This is a genomic window from Nocardia sp. IFM 10818 (assembly GCF_054655275.1).
This window is the reverse complement of the sequence record NZ_BAAHJH010000001.1, coordinates 2,312,082-2,332,113: the sequence shown is the minus strand read 5'-3', so window position 1 is coordinate 2,332,113 and position 20,032 is coordinate 2,312,082. Positions and strand designations below refer to the sequence as shown.

Here is a 20,032-nt window from a genome sequence, read left to right as displayed (position 1 = left end):
CAGCCTTTCGTAACGCGCCCGGTGATCTCGGTGGTGAGCGGGCGCTGTGCCGATACACCCGACGCTACGGACGGGCCGTGTTTCTGTCGTCGTGCCGCGGACGCGACTTGCCCTCCTACCCCGGTAGGAGCCGCGCCCCTGCCCCCGCACGATGTACGCCGTCAACATCGGCCACTAGCCTTGCAGAATGAACGTGACCGACGCCACCCCGGCAGCCCTCGGGCAGGCGTTGCGGGATCTGCGGGCCGTACCGCGGACCAGCGCGGCGCGAATCCGGCGGTTCATCCGGAATCCCGCCGAGGAGTTCCGGCGCAATGTGGAGCGCACCGAGTACGGCTATCCGGCCCCGGTGGTCGCTCTCATCGATCTGGTGCTGCTGGCGGTCGGGATCATCGCGATGATCCATCGCTACCAGGAGGGGTACGCGCCGAGCATCCTGCCGGTCGTCGCCCTGGTGGTGCTCAACCTGCACCTGCCGCTGTACGCCTTCCTGGGCGTGCTGCCCAAGCCGCTGATAGTGGCCGTGTTCACCATGTCGTCCGCGGCGCTGTTCCTCGCGCAGCCGGTGCCCACCGATATCGCGCCGTTCATCCTGTTCGCCGCCGCCGGCGAGATCGCCGCCATCACGCCGATGCTGGCGAGCATCCCGGTGACCCTGGCAATGCTGGGCGAACTGGTGTTCTTCAGTTCCATCGGACATGTCGACCTGCCCCTGCCGGTCTGGGTGGTGGGCATCCTGTGCGGCTGGATGGTCGGGCAGCTGCTGAACTATCAACGCCGCTATCTGTTCCAGGAGCGCGAGAATCAAGAGGTCAGAGCCGTGCAGGCCGCAGACGACGAACGCCGCCGCATTGCCCGCGAGGTGCACGACGTGATCGCGCATTCGCTGTCCATCACGCTGCTGCACGTGACCGCCGCCCGGCACGCCCTGCAGACCGATCGCGATGTGGACGAGGCCGTGGACGCGCTCACCGACGCCGAACGGCTCGGCCGCCAGGCCATGGCCGATATCCGGCGCACCGTGGGCCTGCTCGATCAACGGCCCGCCTCGCAGACCCCGGAACCGGACCTGGCGGACATCGGCGATCTGGTGGCGGATTTCGTCCGCGCCGGCATGACGGTGGACTACCGCCTCGACGGCGATACCTCCGCGGTATCGGCCGGGGTCGGGTTGGCGCTGTACCGGATCAGTCAGGAATCGCTGGCGAATGTCGCCAAGCATGCGCCCGGCGCGGACGCGAAACTGCGAATCAAGATATGCGCCAAGGATATCCGGTTCGATATGAGCAATACGCTGCCCGCCGGGGCCGCCGCGCGCCCGGGACGCGGTATGGGCATTTCCGGCATGCGCCAGCGCATCGGACTGCTCGACGGCGCGCTCACCGCCGGTCCCGTCGACGGCGGCTGGCATGTGCACGCGCAGATTCCGCTCACCGGCATACCGGTGACCAGTCTCGGCTGTCTCGCCAATGCCGCCGAGGATTCCCTGCGCACCGCCCTGCAATCGATGACCCGCAAATTCGAGGGCCGCCCGGATACGGTCGCGCCCAAGGAGATTCAGGAGGGCGCGTGACCGCGCAACCGGATGAGGAGCTCGTCTCCGTCCTCGTCGTGGACGATCAGGAGCTGGTGCGCGGCGGGCTGCGCCGGATCCTGCGCCGCCGTGACGGTTTCGTGGTGAGCGAATGCGCCGACGGCGACGAGGTGCCCGCCGCCGTGGCCGCCGAGCGGCCCGATGTGGTGCTCATGGATCTGCGGATGAAGCGCATCGGCGGCATCGAGGCCACCCGGACGCTGCGGCTGCGGCCGGACGCGCCGCCGGTGCTGGTGCTCACCACCTTCGACGATGATCAATTGCTCTCGGGGGCGCTGCGCGCGGGCGCGGCGGGCTTCCTGCTCAAGGACTCCCCCGCCGAGGATCTGATCCGGGCCGTGCGCACCGTCGCGGCGGGCGGCGCGTGGCTGGATCCGTCGGTGACCCCGCGGGTGCTGACCGCATACCGGTCGGCACGTCCGACACCCGCGCCCGGCGATACCCACCTGTCCGAACTCACCGTGCGTGAACTCGAAGTTCTCGAGCTCATCGGGCGCGGCCGCCTCAATGGCGAGATCGCCAAGGAGCTCGGCATCTCCGAAGTGACCGTGAAAAGCCACGTGGGACACATCTTCGGGAAGCTCGGGTTACGGGATCGGGCGGCGGCGATCGTCTTCGCGTTTGACCACGGTGTAGTTTCCCCCGGAGAATCCACTTCTTAGAGGGGTGGGTCGCGGACATTTCGTCGTTGCCCTCCCGGGAGTTGGAGGTTTGACGGGGTGGAAGCACCGCCATCACGGGCCGGCGGCAGGTTCGGGCCGTACGAGTTGCGCTCGCTGCTGGGCAGAGGCGGTATGGGTGAGGTCTACGAGGCCTACGACACCGTCAAGGATCGGGTGGTCGCGCTCAAGCTGCTGCCCGCCGAACTCGCCAAAGATCCCTCCTACCAGGAGCGTTTCCGCCGCGAATCACAGGCCGCCGCCCGGCTGGCCGAACCGCACATCATCCCGATCCACGACTGGGGCGAGATCGACGGTGTGCTCTACATCGATATGCGGCTGGTGCGCGGCCAGGATCTGCGCAGCCTGCTCGACTTCCAGGGCACCATGGCGCCGCTGCGCGCGGTCAATGTCATCGACCAGATCGCGGCCGCGCTGGACGCCGCGCACTACTCCGGTCTCGTGCACCGGGATGTGAAACCCGCCAATATCCTTGTCACTGATGCGGATTTCGCATATCTCGCCGACTTCGGCATCGCCCGCGCGGAGGGCGACACCACGCTCACCATCGCGGGCAGCGCCGTGGGCTCCTACGCCTACATGGCTCCGGAGCGCTTCGACTCGGGACCGGTGACCGGGCGGGCCGATATCTACTCTCTCGGCTGCGTGCTGCACGAATGCCTCACCGGCGGCAAGCCGTTCCCGGCCGACAATATGAGTGTGCTGATCCGCGCACACCTCTCGGATCCGCCACCGCGCCCGAGCACACAGCAGAGCGGGATCCCCCCGGCGCTGGACGCCGTGGTGGCGCGGGCGCTGGCCAAGGATCCCGCCGCGCGCTATCTGACCGCGGGTGAGTTCGCGCGGGCCGCGCGCACGGCGCTCAGCGGCGGCATGGTGGCGGCGCCGCCGACCGAGATCCTGCCGCGCGGGCGCACCGTGCCGCCCGCGCCCGTGCCGGAGCCGCCGGGAGCCGCGCCCACGGTGCGGAACCCGCCGCCGCCGGTGCGCAATACCGATCCCACTGTGGTGCAACCGAACACCGGGAACTATCCGCCGTACACCACGGGCAGCTTCCCCGCCGTGGGCGAGGAGCAGCCGGCCACCAGCGATCTGCCGGTCATCGTGCCCGCCGATCCGACCGTGGTGCGGGTCAGCGATCTGCACTACACGCCGCTGCCGCAGCAGGCGCAGCCGCGTGAGCACCAACAGCAGCAGCCGGTGTGGGGACACGCCCAGCCGCAGGACTTTCCGTACGCGCCCGCGCCCGACCCGTCGCTGTATCCGACCTCGGATCATCCGCGCTACGAGGATCCGCAGCCGCCGCCGCGGCGGTCCTCCCGCACTTCCATCGCGGTGCCGATGGCCATCGGTGTGCTGGTGATCGCCATTGCCGCCATCGCGGGCGCGGTGGGCTGGCAAGTCCTGGACCGCTCCGGTTCCGAATCACCGAAGACGACGGTGGCGCAGGACGATCCGAACATCACCGTGCCGCTGACCCAACCGCCCACCACGACGACCTCCGCGGCGCCCACCACGGTGCAGTTGCCGGCCGGCGCGACGCCGTGCGCGAAGGTGTACGCCGCCCTGAGCGGTTACACCACCTCCGCCATCGGAAATGGCGTCACCAGTTGTCCTTTCGCGGAAGAAGTGCGCCGGGCGTATGCTGACGCGACGGCTGGGCGGCCGGGGACGGCGACCAGCGTGGTGGCGGTCAGCCCGGTCACCAACCGGTCGTACACGATGAGCTGTACGGCCACAGGCAAATTGGTCACCTGCACGGGTGGCGAGAACGCGGTGGTGTATGTCTACTGACCCTATTCCGGCCTGTCGCAAGGCTGTTGCCCGAGGCCTCGCAATGGCGGCGCTGCTCGCGGTCTCCGCGTGCGGAGCGGACCGGGTGACGGGCAATCCGGTGGCCGATCCGGCCGCCGTGGCGCTCGGGGCCGTCGGGGGCCCGGGCATGTCGATGATCGGACCCACGCTGCCCGATCTGTTCGGCCTGCCCAATGTGGTTTCTCTCGCAGCCGATTTCGCCGATCTGGAGGCCGGACTGGACGGCAGCATCGGGCTGGCGATCATGCCGGTCGGCGGCGGGGATATGACGGTGCTGGGCGACTGGGTCGTCGGCGACGCCTGGTCGACCATCAAGGTGCCGCTGGCGCTGGCCGCGCTGCGCAATGATCCCGAGGGGCTGCGCGATACCGCCGAGGCCGCCATCACCTATTCCGACAATGGTGCGGCGCAGGCGCTTTGGGATTCGCTCGGCACCGGCAACGAGGCCGCCGACGCCGTGGAGGCGGTGCTGCACGAGGCCGGGGACATGAACACCGATGTGGGGTCCCGGCACTCGCAGCTGGCCGCGCTGGGCGGCAATCAGCTCTACGAATTCGGCGCCACCGATTGGACGCTCACCGATCAGGTGCGCTTCGCGGCGCAGTTGCCCTGTCTGCCCATGGCCAACCGGGTGGTCTCGTTCATGAGTGAGATCACCCCCAGCCAGAGCTGGGGGCTGGGCCGGTTGATCGATGCCCAATTCAAGGGCGGCTGGGGGCCGCACGACGACACCGGCAAATACCTGGTTCGCCAGTTCGGTTTGATCCCAACGCTGTCCGGGCCGATCGCGGTGGCCATGGCCGCCGAGCCGGAGTCCGGGTCCTTCGAGGACGCCACCGACATGATGGACAAGATGGCCATGCTGATCGGCGAGCACCTACCGAACCTGCACGGCGGGCTCTGCAGCCACTGAGCCGGAGGCAGTACAGCCACTGAGCCGGAGGCACTACAGCCACTGAGCCGGAGGCAGTGTCGCCTGTGCGCCTCGGGCAGTGTCGTCACCGACGCTGAAATGCGGCTATACGCACTGCGTTTGACCCTGCCGCCCGGACGCACAACAATCCCTTGCGAATTGACGGGTTTATGTGTGTCCACTAGGAACAGGGACTTACATGTACCCGGACACGTCTGGAGGTAAACCGGGTGGACGCATCGAATTCGCGGGCCGCTGACCGAATCGGCCTGCGAACATCGCTGCGCCGCCGCATCGCACGGGCGATGGGCTGTGGTGCGGTGACCCTGCTACTGGCCGGGGCCGCCTGCTCCACCGAGGATCCGGTCATGGTGCCCACCACGACCAGCGCCGCCGGCGGGCCCGCGACCACCACCGCGGGCATTGTCATGGCGGTGCCCGGCAGTCTCGCCTGGGAATTCAGCAATGAGCTACGCCCGGCCCTCAATGGCAAGGTGGCCCTGGCCATTCTGCCGGTGGGCGGCGACCGGGTGGTGACCCTCGGCGATTGGAGCAGCGGCCCGGCCTGGTCCACCATGAAGGTGCCGCTGGCGCTGGCGGCGCTGCGGCAGAACTCCGGCTATTCGGGCACCGCGAGCACCGCCATCACCTACTCGGACAATTCGGCCGCCGATGTGCTCTGGCAGTCCCTCGGCGCGCCCGCCGCCGCGGCCCAGGCCGTCGAGGCGGTGCTGCGCGAGGGCGGCGACGCGGTCACCAAGGTGCCGGCCACCCGGACCCGCTCGGAGTATTCCGCCTTCGGCCAGGCGGATTGGTCGCTGGACGACCAGGTGCGCTTCGCCGCGAAGCTGCCGTGCCTGCCCGAGTCCGGCAGCGTCACCAGCCTCATGGGGCAGATCAGCTACGGGCAGCGCTGGGGTCTGGGCAATCTGGACGGCGCCGAATTCAAGGGCGGCTGGGGACCCGACACCGGCGGGAACTACCTGGTCCGGCAGTTCGGGCTGATTCCGGTCGAGGGCGGGCAGGTGGCCGTGGCCATTGCCGCGGCGCCCAGCTCCGGTTCCTTCGACGAGGGCACCGTCATGCTCAACAAGGTGGCGGCGCTGGTGGGCGAGCATCTGGAGGAATTGCAGGGCGGAGTGTGCTGAAGCGCGGGTCGACCGGCGAATCGGCCAGGTCTTAACCAGCGGTTCACGGGGGTGCGCCCCACCGACTCCCGGACTCGGGGCAAGATAGGTCACATGCGCATCGGAGTCTTGACCGGAGGCGGGGACTGCCCTGGCCTGAACGCCGTGATCCGAGCCGTCGTTCGTACCGCGAACGGCCGCTGGGGGGATGCGATCGTGGGCTTTCAGGACGGGTGGCGGGGGCTACTCGAGGATCGCAAGATCCAGATCCTCAATAACGACCGCACCGACCGGCTACTCACCAAGGGCGGCACCATTCTCGGCACCGCCCGCACCAATCCGGATGTGCTGCGCGCCGGATTGGGCCGCATCAAGCAGACTCTCGACGACAATGGCATCGACGCGCTCATCCCCATCGGCGGCGAGGGCACGCTGACCGCGGCCAGCTGGCTGGCCGACGAGGGCGTGCCCGTGGTGGGCGTGCCCAAGACCATCGACAACGACATCGACTGCACCGACACCACCTTCGGGCACGACACCGCCATCTCCATTGCCACCGAGGCCATCGACCGGCTGCACACCACGGCCGAATCGCATCAGCGCGTCATGCTGGTGGAGGTCATGGGCCGGCACGCCGGCTGGATCGCCATCAACTCCGGTATGGCCTCCGGCGCGCACCTCACGCTGGTGCCCGAGGTGCCCTTCGATGTGGACGAGATGTGCGCCATGATGAAACGGCGCTTCCAGCGCGGGGATTCGCATTTCATCTGCGTGGTGGCCGAGGGGGCCACGCCCGATCCCAAGTCCATGACCCTGCGCGACGGCGGTATCGACGAATTCGGGCATGTGCGATTCACCGGTGTGGCGCAGCAGCTGGCGCCGGAGATCGAGCGGCGCATCGGCAAGGAGGTGCGGGTGACCGTGCTCGGCCATGTGCAGCGCGGTGGCACGCCGACGCCGTATGACCGGGTGCTGGCCACGCGTTTCGGCGTACATGCGGCAGAAGCCGTACACGCCGGGCAATTCGGGCAAATGGTGGCCTTGCGCGGGACCGAAATCGAACTGGTGCCGTTGTCCGAAGCCACCAAACAGCTGAAACTGGTTCCGCAGGAACGCTACCGGGAAGCTGCGGCCTTCTTCGGCTGAGCAAATGACCGGGGCCCCCGCAATTGCGCGGGGGCCCCGCCGTTTGCCCGCTGCCGCGGCGCGCTAACGGCGATCGAAGCGTCCCGTCACCAGCGCGGCGGTGAACCGATCCCATTCGGCCGGGCCGAAAAACAATTTCGGACCGGTCGGATTCTTGCTATCGCGCACTCCCACACCGCTGCCCAGGAACGCGATTTCCACGCATTCCTTCGCCCCTGTGCTGCGGGCGCTCTTGAACCACCGGACACCGGACGGTTCGTTCACGTCGCGTACTCCTTCGCTGCCTTCCGCAAGAGATCCCTACTGCTCGCCTCATCCAGCGCCGCGCGCCGGAGGGACTGGTACGCCTGGTGATACTTCTCGACCGCGGCCTGCTTCTCGAGATACAGGTCGCCCAGAAAGTTCTCCAGGTACACCACGGTTGGCTCGACCGGTCGGTTTCCGCTGTCCCGGCCGAATTCCAGAATCACGAACGGCCCGACGGTATGCCCGATCGGAACGCCCGCGGAGAAGGGTAGTACACGAACCGCTATCGATGGCAGTGTCGACATGTCCGCCACGCGCCGCAATTGCGCCGCCATGATCTGCGGAGCGCCCACGACCCGGCGTAATGCGGTTTCGTGGATCACCACATCGAAGGTGGCGGGACTGCGTTTTCTGGTCAAAAGGGACTGGCGGCGCATCTTCAACTGCACCCGGCGATCGAGTTGGTCGACGGCAGCATCCGGCCAGTAATCGCTGATGAGAACGCGTGCGTAGTCGGCGGTCTGCATCAGGCCGGGGATCAGATCGGGCTGATAGGAGATCAACGCGCGCGCCGAGGCCTCCAGGCCGACATACACATTGAAGCCCTCGGGAATGAGGTCGTCGTATTCGTGCCACCAGGACTTGACACTGGCCTGCTGGGCCAGCCCGAGCAGGGCGGCGCTGAACTCCTCGTCGAAGTCGTAGATACGGCACAATTCCCGGATATCGAGCACCCGAATCTTCTCGGCGTTACCGGTTTCCAGCCGCTGGAGTTTCGATTCGCTCCACTCCATCAGCCCGGCCGCCTCGGCGATGGTCATATTGCATTGCATGCGCCCCTCCCGCAGGTATCGCCCCAGTTGGCGGCGCGGCAGAGTGGAACCATGGTCGGACATCGAATCCTCCCCCACGAAGGCGGTTTTCGGTCACTGTGAACGATGCTCCCATGCGATATGAATGCTGACCTGGCGGTTTCGAAAAACTCCGCGGCGGTGCGTGGTTTCGATTGCTGTGTCGTCGCCGGAGTGCTGTACTCGAGGCGCGCCCGGTGAGAGCCGGAACCCTGATGTCTGGACCACTCGTCCCCGAGCCGGGCGCACCACACAACCCATACGTGCCAGTGAACAACTGTCGGCGAGCACGCGTATTCCCCATGCGAGCGGCCGAATCTCGATACGCTTGCCTCAGGTCCGACGCAGTGACCGCCCGAACACCAGCGCCGGACCGAGTTTTTGCACAGGACCCTGCGCTGCACCCGGCGGACACCATGATGTATCTCTTCGACTGCACCATCGACCCCGGCGATCTCACCCTCCCCCAGGCCCACCAAGCCATGCAGATCCACATGTGCTGCACCGTCGACAACTGCCTGGTGCGCCGCCGCGCCCGCCAGCTCCTCGTCGACAACGGCCAAATGGTCCTGGCCCAAGACGCCGTCCCCTAGCGGCTCACCCGCCCAGCGTCACCACCACCAGCGCCAGCATCAACACCAGCGCCACCACCACCAGCCCCAGCACCACCATCGCCGTCGCCTGCGACGCCTCCGCCCGCGGCCGCTCCTGCGGCCCAACCAAACCCGGCGGATACCCCCCACCCGGTTGCTGTCCATACCCGGGCCCGAACCCACCCCCGCCCGGATACCCCCCGAACTCCCCACCCGGCACCGGCGGCGCCCCCCGCCCCGGGCCGCTCCCCTCGACTTCCTCACCCGCCCACGCAGCCTCCACCCGCCCCGGGCCGCTCCCCTCGACTTCCTCACCCGCCCACGCAGGCCCGACCCGCCCTGGGCGGCTCCCCTCGATTTCCTCGCCCGTCCATGCGAGCCCCACCCGCCCGGGGCCACTGCTCTCGGCCTCATCGCGCACCGGCACGAACGCTCCCGACTCCGGATGCCTCAGTTCCCCAGCGGGATACGCCTCCCCGCCCGCGCCCGCCATCGCGCCGCTCCTGTCGCCGGCGTCCACCGTCGACTCACCCTTGTCGCCCGCCAGCGGCATGACATCCGTCCGCGCCCGCGCGCGCTCCTCGATCTCCGCCGAACCCCGCCCCCCGCCCGCCGGATAGACAACCGACCCCGGCTCATCGCCGGCCGCTCCCGCTGCGCCGGACTCTCCCGCTCCGGAACCAGCGGCAGCATCGCCGCCCGCCTGCGCGGCGGGTCTCCCCGCTTCGCTCCCCGAGTGGCGTAAAGCCCCATGCGATTCCACCGGTCCGACCGTTTCCCCGCCCGGTGCGCCACCACTCGAATGCCACGAGACGTCGCCCGCGGGCCGATCGCCCACCGCGGTGCCGAGATTTGCCTCCCCGGCCGCAGGCGAGCCGGCAGCGCCGGAGCCCCCAGTCGCTTCGGCTGTCGTCCGGAATGGGCGCTCACCGACATCACCGAGTAGGGATGCCTCCCGCACACCTGGCTCTCCAGCACCGACACCACCCGGATGCGATGCGTCATCGCCTGATTCGGGCGTCGCGTCCACCCCGGATCGACCCGTCGTCGTCGAATGCGGCAAATCTCCGTCCGGATGATGGTCCGGCTGCCCCGAGCCTCGAGCGGCGTCGCCTGCGGCCGCGAGTTCGGCATCGCCGCCGCGTGGCCCTGCCGAACCGGCCTGCTGCACCGCAGCCGATTCCCCCGGCAACGGCTCATCACCCGGCGGCGAAACCTCCGGCGCACATGCGGCATCTCCGGCGTAGGCCGCCCGCCCCGCCGACGCCCGGCCCGCCCACTCGGGCCCGAGATTCGCCGCGATCGCCGCTTCCACAGCTTCATCGTCGTACCCACCCGGCGGCACGGGCTGCTGTCCCGATTCCGAGGAGCGGCTCGCGGCCCCCGCGTCGTGCGCGGGCGAGCCTGCCGTCGCAGCCGAATCCGGCTGTGGGGCGGGTGAGCCGGAGTGCCCCGAAGTCCCGTCGTCACGCATCGGGTCTGGCGCTTCATGCCCTTCGGACGAAGCGGCCTCAGCACTCGCATGCATCGAGGTCCCATCGCCGCGGTGTGCGGACTCACGCGGTGCGTGCTCGGGCTGTTCCGTTGTTGGACCGGAGTACGCAGCGGCTTCACCGGATTCGGGCGGCAAGGCCGAGGTCGAGGATCGTGCGCTCGCGGTGAACTCGTCGTTCCGCTGCCGCGGCTCGCTGGCGACCGGAGGCGCAGATGCCTCGTCACCGCGGTGCGCCGGCTCACGCCGTGCATGCTCGGGCAGCCCGGACCGATCCGCTGTCGAGCCACTGGACTGCCTTGCGGCTTTACCGGATTCGGGCGACGCGGCCGCGGGCCCGCCGGACCGGAACTCCGGCGGCGCGCCAGCGGCCGGGCTCGCCTCCCCCTCCTGCTCAGCGCTCGCGGGCATCGACGTCTGGTCACCGTGGTGTGCGGACTCACGCGGTGCGTGCTCGGGCTGCCCGGGCTGTTCCGTTGCTGCCTCACCGGAGTACGCAGCGGCTTCACTGGATTCGGGCGGACCGCCCGGCTCCGGCTCCGATATCTGCGGGCCGGAGGGTGTGACCGCGTGCGGGTTTCGTGTTGGGTTGTCGTCGGATTCGGGTGTGGTCGATTCCGGGGGTGGCGCGGGCGTTCCGGGCTGGGGAAGCAGGTCGGTGCGCTGTTCGGAGGGATCGGGCGAGCGCTGCGCGGGAGGCGCGGGCTGTGGTCGATTCGGATGAGCGGCGGGCTGCGGGGGTGCGGCGGCATAGCCCGCGGCGGGTGGGGCGGGTTGCGGGGCCGGAGGCTGTTGCGGAACGTAGCCCGGGGCCTGATAGCTCTGCGGCTGAGGCGGATAGCCGGGGGCCGGATAACCCTGCTGCGCGGGCGGATAGACGGGGGGCGGGTATGCCTGGGGGGCAGGGTAGTTCGGCGGGGCGGACGGGTAGCCCGGCTGTTGGGTGTAACCCGGCGGCGGGGCTTGATATCCCGGTGGGTAGCCGGGTTGGGAGGTGGGTGCGGAGGGATAGGCGGTGCCCATTGGTTGTGGGGGCGTGGGGATTCGGGGGTCGGTGAGGGCGCGGCGGGCGGCCTTGGCGAAAGCGGTGCAGGAGGGGAAGCGGTCGGTGGGGCGTTTGGCCATGGCCTTGGTGAGGACGGCGTCCATGGCGGGGGTGAGACCGGGGCGGCGCAGGCTGACCGGTGGAGGGAGGAGTTGGAGGTGGCCGCGGATCAGTTCGGCGGGGTGGGGGGAGTCGTAGGGGCCGATGCCGATGAGGAGCCAGTAGAGGGCGCAGGCCAGGGAGTACTGGTCGGTGGTGTGGTCGAGGTGGGCGCCGGTCATCTGCTCGGGGGAGGCGTAGGCGAGGGTCGCGGTGAACATGCCGGTCTGGGTGAGGTGGGTGGAATCCTCACGGAGGCGGGCGATGCCGAAGTCGGAGAGGAAGACGCGCTCGCCGTGCCCGGCCACGGCGCGGGCCAGGATGATGTTGGCGGGCTTGACGTCTCGGTGCAGGACGCCGCGGGAGTGGGCGTAGTCCAGGGCGGCGGCCACACCCTCGATGATCTGCACCGCGCGCTCGGGGGGCAGGATGACGGGGTTGACGCTGGCGGCATCGACACCGTCGACGAACTGCATGGAGATCCAGAGTTGATCGTGCTCGGTGCCGCGGTCGTACACCTCGACGATATTGGGATGGTCCAGTTGCGCGACCAGGTCCGCCTCGCGTTCGAAGCGCGCGCGGATCTCCCTGTCGGCGAACAGTTCCCGGTTCAGCAGCTTGAGCGCGGTCAGCTTCCCCAGGCGGGGGTGGCGGGCGAGATAGACCGAGCCCATCCCGCCCTGGCCGAGCAGCCGCTCGATGGTGAAACCGGCGAACACGTCACCGCTGTTCAGCACTTACGACCCCCTTTCGGTGACGTACGGATCCGTGAGCCTACCGCCGGCGCGCCACTGCTCCGGATCAGCCGGGGGTGACCAGTCCGGATTCATAGGCCAGCACCACCGCCTGCGCCCGATCGCGCAGATTCAGTTTGGCGAAAACCTTCGAAACATGCGTCTTCACCGTCTGTTCCGCGACGAACAGGCTCTCGGCGATCTCGGCATTGGACATCCCGCGCGCCACCAGTTCCAGCACCTCCCGCTCGCGCGGCGTGAGCGCGGACAGCGCGGGCGCCGGGGCGCGGCGAGTGTTGTTGCGGCGCCGGGTCACATCGGCGATGAGCCGCCGCGTCACCGTCGGCGCCAGCAGCGCGTCGCCCGCGGCGACCACGCGCACGGCCCGCACCAACTCCTCCGCGGGCGCGTCCTTGAGCATGAACCCGCTGGCCCCGATGCCGAGCGCCTCGTAGACGTAGTCGTCGATATCGAAGGTGGTGAGCATGAGCACTCGCACCGGCGGATCGAACCCGGCCGCCAGAATGGCGCGCGCCGCGTCGAGGCCGTTCATCTCGGGCATGCGCACATCCATGAGCACCACATCCGGGCGCAGCCGCTTCGCCTCCGCCACAGCGGTTTTCCCGTCGGGCGCATCACCGATGACGCTGATATCGGGCTGTGCGGCCAGCAGCGCCCCGAAGCCCGCACGCACCATCGCCTGATCGTCGGCGATCAACACCGTTATCGCCATAATCCCACCTCACGCACGCAACCGAGTTTGCCATGCCCGGCGACCTCCAGCCGCCACCACGGCAGGTTCGCACCCCGACACGCTGGTAGGGGCATCGGCACACGGATTTCCGCCGGTTGCGGAGCAATCCGCAACCGGCGGGAAGGACGACAGCTCGGCGGCGACGAGGTGCGCTAGATACCGGACTCCAGCGCCACGGCGCCACCCTGACCTGCGACGACCGGTGCGAGCGGCAGTTCGGCGTGCACCACGAACCCGCCATCGGGCCGGGGCGCGGCGCTGAGCGTGCCGCCGACCGCGGTGGCGCGGGCCTGCATACCGGTCAGTCCACTGCCCGGCGTCCCCGAGGGATCGGCGGGCTTGCCGCCGATGGCCGGACCGTTCTCGACGGTGAGGGTCAGCGCCGCGCCGACGGCGACGCGCACCCGTACCGGAGCACCCTGCGCATGCCGCGAGGCATTGGCGAGCGATTCCTGGACGATGCGGTAGAGCGCCAGCCCGGTCGTGTCCGGAACCGCCTCGAGCACGCCGTCGATGCTCCAGGCGAGCGGCACCCCGGCCCGCTGCGCGCCCTCCAGCATGGCCTGCACATCGGCGGCGGTGGGCTGCGGCGCGTGCTCGGGCAGCTGCCCGTCACTCCGCAGTACCCCCAGCAGTCCGCGAATCTCATTGAGCGCCGAGCGCGCCCCGGTGCCGATGGACTCGAATTCCGCCCGCGCCTCCGGGGACAGGTCATTGATCCGGTACGGCGCGGTCTGCGCCTGCACCACCACCATCGACATGTGATGCGCCACCACATCGTGCAGGTCGCGCGCGATGCGGGCCTTCTCCTCGAGAATGGCCCGGCGGGCCCGCTCCAGCTCGGTCTCCTCCTCCTGCCGGACCAGGGCCTGGCGCGAGGACACCAGCCAGCGCACCAGCAGGCCCAGCACCACCAGCCCGGTAATGGCCACCGGCCAGCCGAAGCCCGCATCGGAGAAGCTGTCCCCGCTCGCGGCCATGGTGGTGCCGAACAGCAGCGAGGTCGCCACCCAGACCACGCCGACCAGCTGCATGGGCGATTGCACCGCCACCGCGAACACCAGCGCGAACAGCGCCAGAATGTGGATCACCTGGAAGGGGATCGTATTGCCCGGCTGATGCGGGATGGCCAGTGCGATGAGCAGCGCGGATCCGGCGGAGATGGCCCAGCCCAGCGCGGGGTTCGCGCGCACCAGCAGGATCGGGAAGGCGGCCAGTCCCGCGATGAAGGGCTGCGCGGCCGCCGGCACCTGGTGGGTGAGGTGCAAGGTGGGCCAGGCCACCGCGATGAACACCAGCGCCACCAGCACCGTGACCGCGTCGACCCACAGTCGCGCGTTTTTCAGGCGGCGCTTGGGCGCCAGGGATGTTCCGAGCATGTCTACGACACTAGAAACCATTACGGCTCCAGACCTCATACGGCCGGGGTATCTGCCACCCCCTACTCCGGTATCAGCCTCCCATCCCGCTCCCCCGCCCCGCCCATGCGGGAACGGCCCCGCAGCGTGAGGCGGCAAGATCACGCCGATTTCTAGCGTCGTCTCCCATGAGAGCGATCCGTTTGGCCTCCGCCGCGACCATGCTGTTCTCCGTAGCCGTGGTGTGCGCACCCGCCACCGCCGTCGCGGCCACCGCGCCGGCCGCCCCGGAGGACACCGCCGCCCGCCGCGCCATCCTGGAATCCACTGCCGCGCACCCCGATCCGTCCGTCACTCCCGCCGACTTCGAAGCCGAATTCGGCTACCGCCCGGTCCTCGAATCCGGCCTCCTGATCAACCCCCGCGGCGACTGCTCCTCCCCCGTCCCGCTCCCCGCGGAATTCGATCTCGCCTGCAAGGCCCACGATTTCGGCTACGACCTGCTCCGCTACGCCGACGCCCACAACCAGCCCCTCGGCCCCTGGGCCCGCCAAACCCTCGACGCCGGCCTGGAACAGCGCATGCACGCCTCCTGCGCCACCCGCCCCACAACCTACAGCCGCACCCAATGCCAGGTCATGGCCAGCGTCGCCACCACAGCGGTCGACCTGAACTCCATCCGCCAGAACTACGGCGCCCCGGTCCACGAGGCCATGTTCGACGACACCTCCGACACCGTCCCCGCTCCCCTCCGGATCGCCGGATTCGCCCTCGCCGCAACCGGATCCATCGCCCTCGTCCTCCTCCTGATCCGCACGGCCCGCACCCGCCGCATCGACCTGACCGTTCCGGCGGTGGCGTGATGACCGACATGCGGACCACCGACAGTGGAGAAGACCTGCGCCATGCCGGGCCGGATCTGTCCCACGCCAAGGAGGATCCGCGCCGGGATGCCGGGGCTGACCGACGGGCAGGCATGCGGCGTGGCATGCGCGGGCCCGCATCGTGGCACGGGCGTGGCGTCATGGCGTGGCCGCGGGTGGGTACCACCGCTGGGGTTGGGCTCGGGGTGCTCGCGTCGTTGGCTCCCGGGCTGTTGCCGCGCACGGCGTCGGCGCAGGCGGTGTTGACTTCGCTGTCGGTGGTGCTGGCGTTGGCGGGCGTTGGGCTCGCTCGGGTTGTGCTGCGCCGCTTCCGGATCGATGGTTCGCGGTGGGTGCGGTTCCGGAAGCCCGTGCTCGGGGTGACCGCGGCGCTGGTGGTCGCGGCCATGCTGCGGGCGGGGCATTGGCAGAACCAGTTGCGGGATGTCATGGGGGTGGCTCGGATCGGGGCCGGGTATTGGGTGCACTGGGGTGTGGGGACGGTGCTGATCGCGGGTGCGGTTGTGGCGGTCTGGAGCGGGCTGCGGTGGGCCGCACGGCGATTGGGACGGGCGCGGGCGGTGGCGGGGCTGGTCGTGGTGGGTGTGGCCACGCAGCTCGTGGTGGTGCCCGGGATCGTGGACTGGCGGCAGGCCGCCTATGCGGCCGCCGATGCTCGGTTCGATCCGGCTGTGGTGCAGCCGGTTTCGCCGACGCGGTCGGGGAGTCCGGAGTCGGCGATCAGCTGGCCGGCGCTGGGGGCGCAGGGGCGGCGGTTCGTCGCCGCGGATCCGGGGCGGGGGGTGCGGGTGTATGTGGGACTGCATGCCGCACCGGATCTGGAATCCCGGGTGGAGCTGGCGATTCGGGAATTGGAGCGGTCGGGCGGGTTCGAGCGGCGGAATCTGGTGGTGACCGTGCCGACCGGGTCCGGGTGGATCGACGGCGAGGCGGCCGCCGGGATCGGGCAGCGGTTCGGCGGGGATGTGGCGCTGGTCGGGTTGCAGTATTCGGCCGCGCCGAGCTGGGTGACCTTCCTGTTCGGGCGGACCGCCGCGCAGGAGTCGGCGCGGGCGCTGTTCACGGCCGTCGAGGAGCGGGTCGCGCGCCTGCCGGATCCGCCGCGGCTGTTCGTCTACGGGCAGAGTCTCGGTGCGCTGGGCGGCAGTTCGATCTTCGTGGACGATGCCGCGCAGGATCGGCGCACCTGCGGTGTGCTGTGGGCCGGTCCGCCCGCCGGGCAGGTGCATCGCGCGGGTGGAACGGTGCTGGCCAATTCCTCCGACCCGGTGGTGCATTGGTCGCCGTCGCTGCTGTGGAAACCGCCGGAGCTCGCCGGCACGCGCCCGGATGCTCCGGTGCCGCAATGGATTCCCGGAGTGAGCTTCGTGCAGACCGCCGTCGATCTGCTGGGCGCACTGGATGCCCCGTCCGGGCACGGTCACCGCTACGGCACAGATCAGGGCACCGCGATCCCCGACTGCTGACACCCGGGCGCCGATTCCCGGATGCCGTTGCGCGCCCGCCTATCCCGGATACCGGGTGTACCACTCGTCGGTGGGCTCGCCGTAGGCGTTGCGCGGCGGGTTCGGCCCGAACTCCCGGCAGAAATCGTTGGCCAGCCGCTCGATGATCGGGGCCGCGTCGAGCCCGGCCAGCCACTGCTGTGGCATCGCGCTCACCCCGAATCGCGCACCGAGCAGCGCACCGCAGACCGCTCCGGTGGCGTCGCTGTCCCCGGAGTGGTTGACCGACAACAGCACTCCATTGCGGAAGATCTGCTCCGGCGTCCCGCCGATCGATTCCGCACAGAGGGCGGCATAGACGCCGATCGCCAGGGCCTCGGGCCCGACCACGCCCGACCCCAGTGATTCGAGCACCTCCAGCGCGGGCATCGGACTTCCCAGCCGAGCCGATCCGTGCGCCAGCCGGATGGCGGCGGCCAGCGCGTGCGAGGTCTCCTGGTGATCGCGATGCCGGACCAGCTCGGCGCGCGCCTGCTCCACCGCCGCCCTCAGCTCCAGGCCGCGGCACAATCCGAACACAATGGCGGCGAGCGTCCCGGCGGGCAACCATCCGCCCGGGTTCCCGTGCGTGAGCGCTCCTGCGTCACAGGCCGTTTCGAAGGCGTACTCCAGTGAGTGCGTGAACCCGAACGGCACCGACCGCACCACCGCCGCACAGCCCTTGGAGTCGTTGATCGGCCGATTGCGCGTTCCCAGCGGCGCACTCGGCTGCAACTGCCCGGCCACCCGCTGCATGGCCGTGGTGGTCGTATGCGTCGGCCCGCGATAGCTCATGAGCTCCGTATAGCCGGTCAGCCCGCTGCGCAGCAGCAGCGGCTGCTCGGGCACCGTGATCCCCTGCCCCTGCAACCACACCAGCAGCGATTCCTGCACCAGCCCCACGGTGATGCCCTGAATCAGCCCGTCGGTGGCGTCGCCGAGCCCGCGGGCGCGCACCCGCACCGAACCCCGGATGAGCGCGTCCATGGTGAACAGCGTCAGCTGCGTCTCATCGGAGATCTTGCCCCGGTAGCTGTTTCGCTCGCCGGTCACGCCCCGCGGCCCGAACCGCTGCTTGATATCGCGCAGCAGCAGCATTTCCACCGGCGCGCCCAGCGCATCGCCGATGGCGCTGCCGAGCAGGCAGCCGTGCACCAGCTCCAGATGCGCCGGCACCCGCCGGATCGGCGCGGCCGCCACCGGCAGCGGGCGGGTATCGGTCAGCACGGCGGCCGCCGGCGGCGCCACGGCCTGCCATGCGGCCTGGGCGAATTCGGTGCAGGAGGCGTACCGGTCCTGCGGATCCTTGGCCAGCCCCCGGGCCAGCACCGCGTCCAGCGCCTGTGGCAGCTCGGGATCGAGCGAGCTGACCGCGGGCGGCGCGGATTGCAGATGCCCGAGCATGACGGCGGCGATATTGTCCGCGTCGAACGGCCCTGTGCCGGTGAGCAATCGGTACAGCGTGCAGGCCAGCGAGTACTGATCGGAGCGGTGATCCAGGGGCACCGCGCTGAGCTGCTCGGGCGAGGCGTAGGCCAGCGTGGCCGTGAGCGTTCCGGAGCGAGTGATCGGCGCGTTGCCGAGCACGCGGGCAATCCCGAAGTCGCTCAGCAGCACTCGCCCGGAGTGCCCGGCGTCCGCGCCGGCGGAGGGCGACAGCAGGATATTGGCGGGCTTCACGTCCCGATGCAGAACGCCTTTACCGTGTGCGTAATCCAGCGCTGCCGCCGTCTGCAGGATGATCTGCACGGCCCGTTCCGGAGTGAGGGTGTCCGGTCCGAGGTCCGCCCCGTCGACGCCATTGACGTACTGCATGGCGATCCACAGCTGCTCCCCCTCGGCGCCACGATCGTAGACGGTGATGATGTTCGGGTGGTCCAGCTGCGCGACCACATCGGCCTCGCGCTCGAAGCGAATGCGAGTCTCCTTGTTGCCGAACATTTCCGGATGCAGCAGTTTCAGTGCGTCCACTCGCCGCAGCCGCGGGTGATGCGCGGCGTACACCGATCCCATCCCGCCCCGGCCCAGTTCACGGTCGATCACATAGCCCGCGAAAACTTCCCCCGGTAGCAGCATTCCCCAATCCCTCTTATGGCGTCTAACGGGTCGCAGCCTACCCGTCTCCACGATATCGCCGCAGCGAGACGGCCCCCTCCCCCCGGTTCGAGGGGCATGTCAACCACTTTGGCAAGGTTTGCCTCGAGACAAACAGGTCTCGCAAGGAAAGGACTTCGATGACTCGAACCTGGTTCATCACCGGCGCAAGCCGCGGGCTCGGCCGCGCGTTCACGGTCGCGGCCCTCGCGGCGGGCGACCATGTCGTGGCGACGGTGCGCGATCCGCGTGCCCTCGACGAGCTGGCCACCGAGCGGCTGCGGGTGCTGCCGCTGGACGTGCGCGATCGCCAGCAGGTGTTCGACACCGTGGCGGCGGCCTTCGAGTTCACCGGCTCGCTCGACGTGATCGTGAACAATGCCGGTTTCGGCCTGGTCGGCGCGATCGAGGAGCTGACCGAGGACCAGATCCGCGATCAGATGGACACCAATTTCTACGGTGCGCTGTGGGTTTCGCAGGCGGCGCTGCCGCGGCTGCGTGCGCAGGGTTCCGGGCACATCGTGCAGATCTCGACGGTCGGCGCGGTCGGCTCGCTGCCGCTGTTCGGTCTGTACAACGCCAGCAAGTGGGCCCTGGAGGGTTTCAGCGCCTCGCTGGCGGATGAACTGCGCCCGTTCGGAGTCACGGTGACCATCGCGCAGATGGGCGGCTTCGACACCGATTGGGCCAAGTCCAGCATGAAGTTCGCCGCAGGCATTCCGGCGTACGCGCAGGTGCGCACCGGCATTCTGGGCATGCCCGACTACCCGGACCCGGCCATGATCGCCGCGATGGCGACCGCGCAGGACGCCCCGGCCGAGCAAGCCGAGCCCGCCGAGGGCGAATGGATCGAAGCCGCGCCGGAAGTCGGCGCGGCCGCCCTGCTGGAGCTGGTGAACGATCCGAACCCGCCGCTGCGCAGGATCATCGGCCCGGGCGCGCAGACCATGGTCGCCATGGCCCTGGACCAGCGCCGCCTGGACTACGCCACCGACCCGGAATTCACCTGGCCCGCCGGTGACTCAGCCCAAGGCGACAACTGATTTCGTGAGGTCCGGGTAACTCGTCGGGTACATCCAAATCCAGACACCCACCCGACCGCCGCCACGCGTCCGCGACTTCG

The 20,032-nt window shown here is 69.5% G+C and carries 16 protein-coding genes; 10 read left to right on the top strand and 6 right to left on the bottom strand.

Translation table 11 applies throughout. The features are described 5' to 3' along the window. The first annotated feature begins 187 nt into the window (after positions 1-187). From ACYQ5L_RS10500 to ACYQ5L_RS10475, 6 genes are all read left to right on the top strand, one after another. Positions 188-1,573, top strand: coding sequence for a sensor histidine kinase (locus ACYQ5L_RS10500; RefSeq protein WP_459957174.1), 1,386 nt, complete (start codon positions 188-190; stop codon positions 1,571-1,573). After that, positions 1,570-2,256 (top strand): response regulator, encoded by a 687-nt coding sequence (locus ACYQ5L_RS10495; protein ID WP_459957173.1) that lies wholly within the window; start codon positions 1,570-1,572, stop codon positions 2,254-2,256. Before ACYQ5L_RS10500 ends, ACYQ5L_RS10495 begins: the two co-directional genes overlap by 4 nt. A 57-nt stretch (positions 2,257-2,313) precedes the next feature. After that, complete coding sequence (locus ACYQ5L_RS10490; protein ID WP_459957172.1) at positions 2,314-4,068, top strand: serine/threonine-protein kinase; 1,755 nt, start codon at positions 2,314-2,316, stop codon at positions 4,066-4,068. A 43-nt stretch (positions 4,069-4,111) separates the two neighbouring features. Next, positions 4,112-5,002, top strand: a complete 891-nt coding sequence (locus tag ACYQ5L_RS10485; protein WP_459957171.1) for a serine hydrolase — start codon at positions 4,112-4,114, stop codon at positions 5,000-5,002. Positions 5,003-5,232: 230 nt separating this feature from the next. Then, positions 5,233-6,150 (top strand): serine hydrolase, encoded by a 918-nt coding sequence (locus ACYQ5L_RS10480; protein ID WP_459957170.1) that lies wholly within the window; start codon positions 5,233-5,235, stop codon positions 6,148-6,150. Between the two features lie 93 nt (positions 6,151-6,243). Next, positions 6,244-7,275: an ATP-dependent 6-phosphofructokinase gene (locus ACYQ5L_RS10475; protein ID WP_459957169.1), complete on the top strand. Its 1,032-nt coding sequence runs from the start codon at positions 6,244-6,246 to the stop codon at positions 7,273-7,275. Between the two features lie 63 nt (positions 7,276-7,338). On the opposite strand, the gene ACYQ5L_RS10470 is transcribed toward ACYQ5L_RS10475, so the two are convergent. Continuing rightward, entirely contained in the window at positions 7,339-7,539 is a 201-nt protein-coding gene (locus tag ACYQ5L_RS10470) for a DUF397 domain-containing protein (protein ID WP_459957168.1), read from the bottom strand. Next, on the bottom strand, positions 7,536-8,417 hold the full coding sequence (locus tag ACYQ5L_RS10465) for a helix-turn-helix domain-containing protein (protein WP_459957167.1): 882 nt from the start codon (positions 8,415-8,417) through the stop codon (positions 7,536-7,538). The genes ACYQ5L_RS10470 and ACYQ5L_RS10465 overlap by 4 nt, the downstream gene beginning before the upstream one ends. A gap of 371 nt (positions 8,418-8,788) precedes the next feature. Here ACYQ5L_RS10465 and ACYQ5L_RS10460 point away from each other — a divergent pair, with 371 nt between their 5' ends. Further along, positions 8,789-8,965: a hypothetical protein gene (locus ACYQ5L_RS10460; protein WP_459957166.1), complete on the top strand. Its 177-nt coding sequence runs from the start codon at positions 8,789-8,791 to the stop codon at positions 8,963-8,965. A 4-nt stretch (positions 8,966-8,969) separates the two neighbouring features. Here ACYQ5L_RS10460 and ACYQ5L_RS10455 read toward each other — a convergent pair whose 3' ends face one another. From ACYQ5L_RS10455 to ACYQ5L_RS10445, 3 genes are all read right to left on the bottom strand, one after another. Then, positions 8,970-12,338 (bottom strand): serine/threonine-protein kinase, encoded by a 3,369-nt coding sequence (locus ACYQ5L_RS10455; RefSeq protein ID WP_459957165.1) that lies wholly within the window; start codon positions 12,336-12,338, stop codon positions 8,970-8,972. Positions 12,339-12,402: 64 nt separating this feature from the next. After that, on the bottom strand, positions 12,403-13,068 hold the full coding sequence (locus tag ACYQ5L_RS10450) for a response regulator (protein WP_379200349.1): 666 nt from the start codon (positions 13,066-13,068) through the stop codon (positions 12,403-12,405). 173 nt (positions 13,069-13,241) lie between these two features. After that, positions 13,242-14,468 (bottom strand): sensor histidine kinase, encoded by a 1,227-nt coding sequence (locus tag ACYQ5L_RS10445; RefSeq protein ID WP_459957164.1) that lies wholly within the window; start codon positions 14,466-14,468, stop codon positions 13,242-13,244. Positions 14,469-14,635: 167 nt separating this feature from the next. On the opposite strand from ACYQ5L_RS10445, the gene ACYQ5L_RS10440 reads away from it, so the two are divergent. Then, complete coding sequence (locus ACYQ5L_RS10440) at positions 14,636-15,310, top strand: hypothetical protein (RefSeq protein ID WP_459957163.1); 675 nt, start codon at positions 14,636-14,638, stop codon at positions 15,308-15,310. Next, positions 15,310-16,797, top strand: a complete 1,488-nt coding sequence (locus tag ACYQ5L_RS10435) for an alpha/beta-hydrolase family protein (protein ID WP_459957162.1) — start codon at positions 15,310-15,312, stop codon at positions 16,795-16,797. Before ACYQ5L_RS10440 ends, ACYQ5L_RS10435 begins: the two co-directional genes overlap by 1 nt. A 39-nt stretch (positions 16,798-16,836) precedes the next feature. Here ACYQ5L_RS10435 and ACYQ5L_RS10430 read toward each other — a convergent pair whose 3' ends face one another. After that, a complete protein-coding gene (locus ACYQ5L_RS10430; protein ID WP_459957161.1) occupies positions 16,837-18,891 on the bottom strand; it encodes an ADP-ribosylglycohydrolase family protein in 2,055 nt (684 codons plus the stop codon). 158 nt (positions 18,892-19,049) lie between these two features. On the opposite strand from ACYQ5L_RS10430, the gene ACYQ5L_RS10425 reads away from it, so the two are divergent. Further along, complete coding sequence (locus ACYQ5L_RS10425; RefSeq protein WP_459957160.1) at positions 19,050-19,952, top strand: SDR family NAD(P)-dependent oxidoreductase; 903 nt, start codon at positions 19,050-19,052, stop codon at positions 19,950-19,952. Positions 19,953-20,032 lie beyond the last annotated feature (80 nt).

Excerpts from the sequence above, each read along its gene's own strand:
- ACYQ5L_RS10500 (WP_459957174.1), top strand. The coding sequence starts at position 188 with ATGAACGTGACCGACGCCACCCCGGCAGCCCTCGGGCAGGCGTTGCGG.
- ACYQ5L_RS10485 (WP_459957171.1), top strand. The coding sequence starts at position 4,112 with ATGGCGGCGCTGCTCGCGGTCTCCGCGTGCGGAGCGGACCGGGTGACG.
- ACYQ5L_RS10475 (WP_459957169.1), top strand. The coding sequence starts at position 6,244 with ATGCGCATCGGAGTCTTGACCGGAGGCGGGGACTGCCCTGGCCTGAAC.
- ACYQ5L_RS10465 (WP_459957167.1), bottom strand. The coding sequence starts at position 8,417 with ATGTCCGACCATGGTTCCACTCTGCCGCGCCGCCAACTGGGGCGATAC.
- ACYQ5L_RS10460 (WP_459957166.1), top strand. The coding sequence starts at position 8,789 with ATGATGTATCTCTTCGACTGCACCATCGACCCCGGCGATCTCACCCTC.
- ACYQ5L_RS10450 (WP_379200349.1), bottom strand. The coding sequence starts at position 13,068 with ATGGCGATAACGGTGTTGATCGCCGACGATCAGGCGATGGTGCGTGCG.
- ACYQ5L_RS10445 (WP_459957164.1), bottom strand. The coding sequence starts at position 14,468 with ATGCTCGGAACATCCCTGGCGCCCAAGCGCCGCCTGAAAAACGCGCGA.
- ACYQ5L_RS10440 (WP_459957163.1), top strand. The coding sequence starts at position 14,636 with ATGAGAGCGATCCGTTTGGCCTCCGCCGCGACCATGCTGTTCTCCGTA.
- ACYQ5L_RS10435 (WP_459957162.1), top strand. The coding sequence starts at position 15,310 with ATGACCGACATGCGGACCACCGACAGTGGAGAAGACCTGCGCCATGCC.
- ACYQ5L_RS10430 (WP_459957161.1), bottom strand. The coding sequence starts at position 18,891 with ATGCTGCTACCGGGGGAAGTTTTCGCGGGCTATGTGATCGACCGTGAA.
- ACYQ5L_RS10425 (WP_459957160.1), top strand. The coding sequence starts at position 19,050 with ATGACTCGAACCTGGTTCATCACCGGCGCAAGCCGCGGGCTCGGCCGC.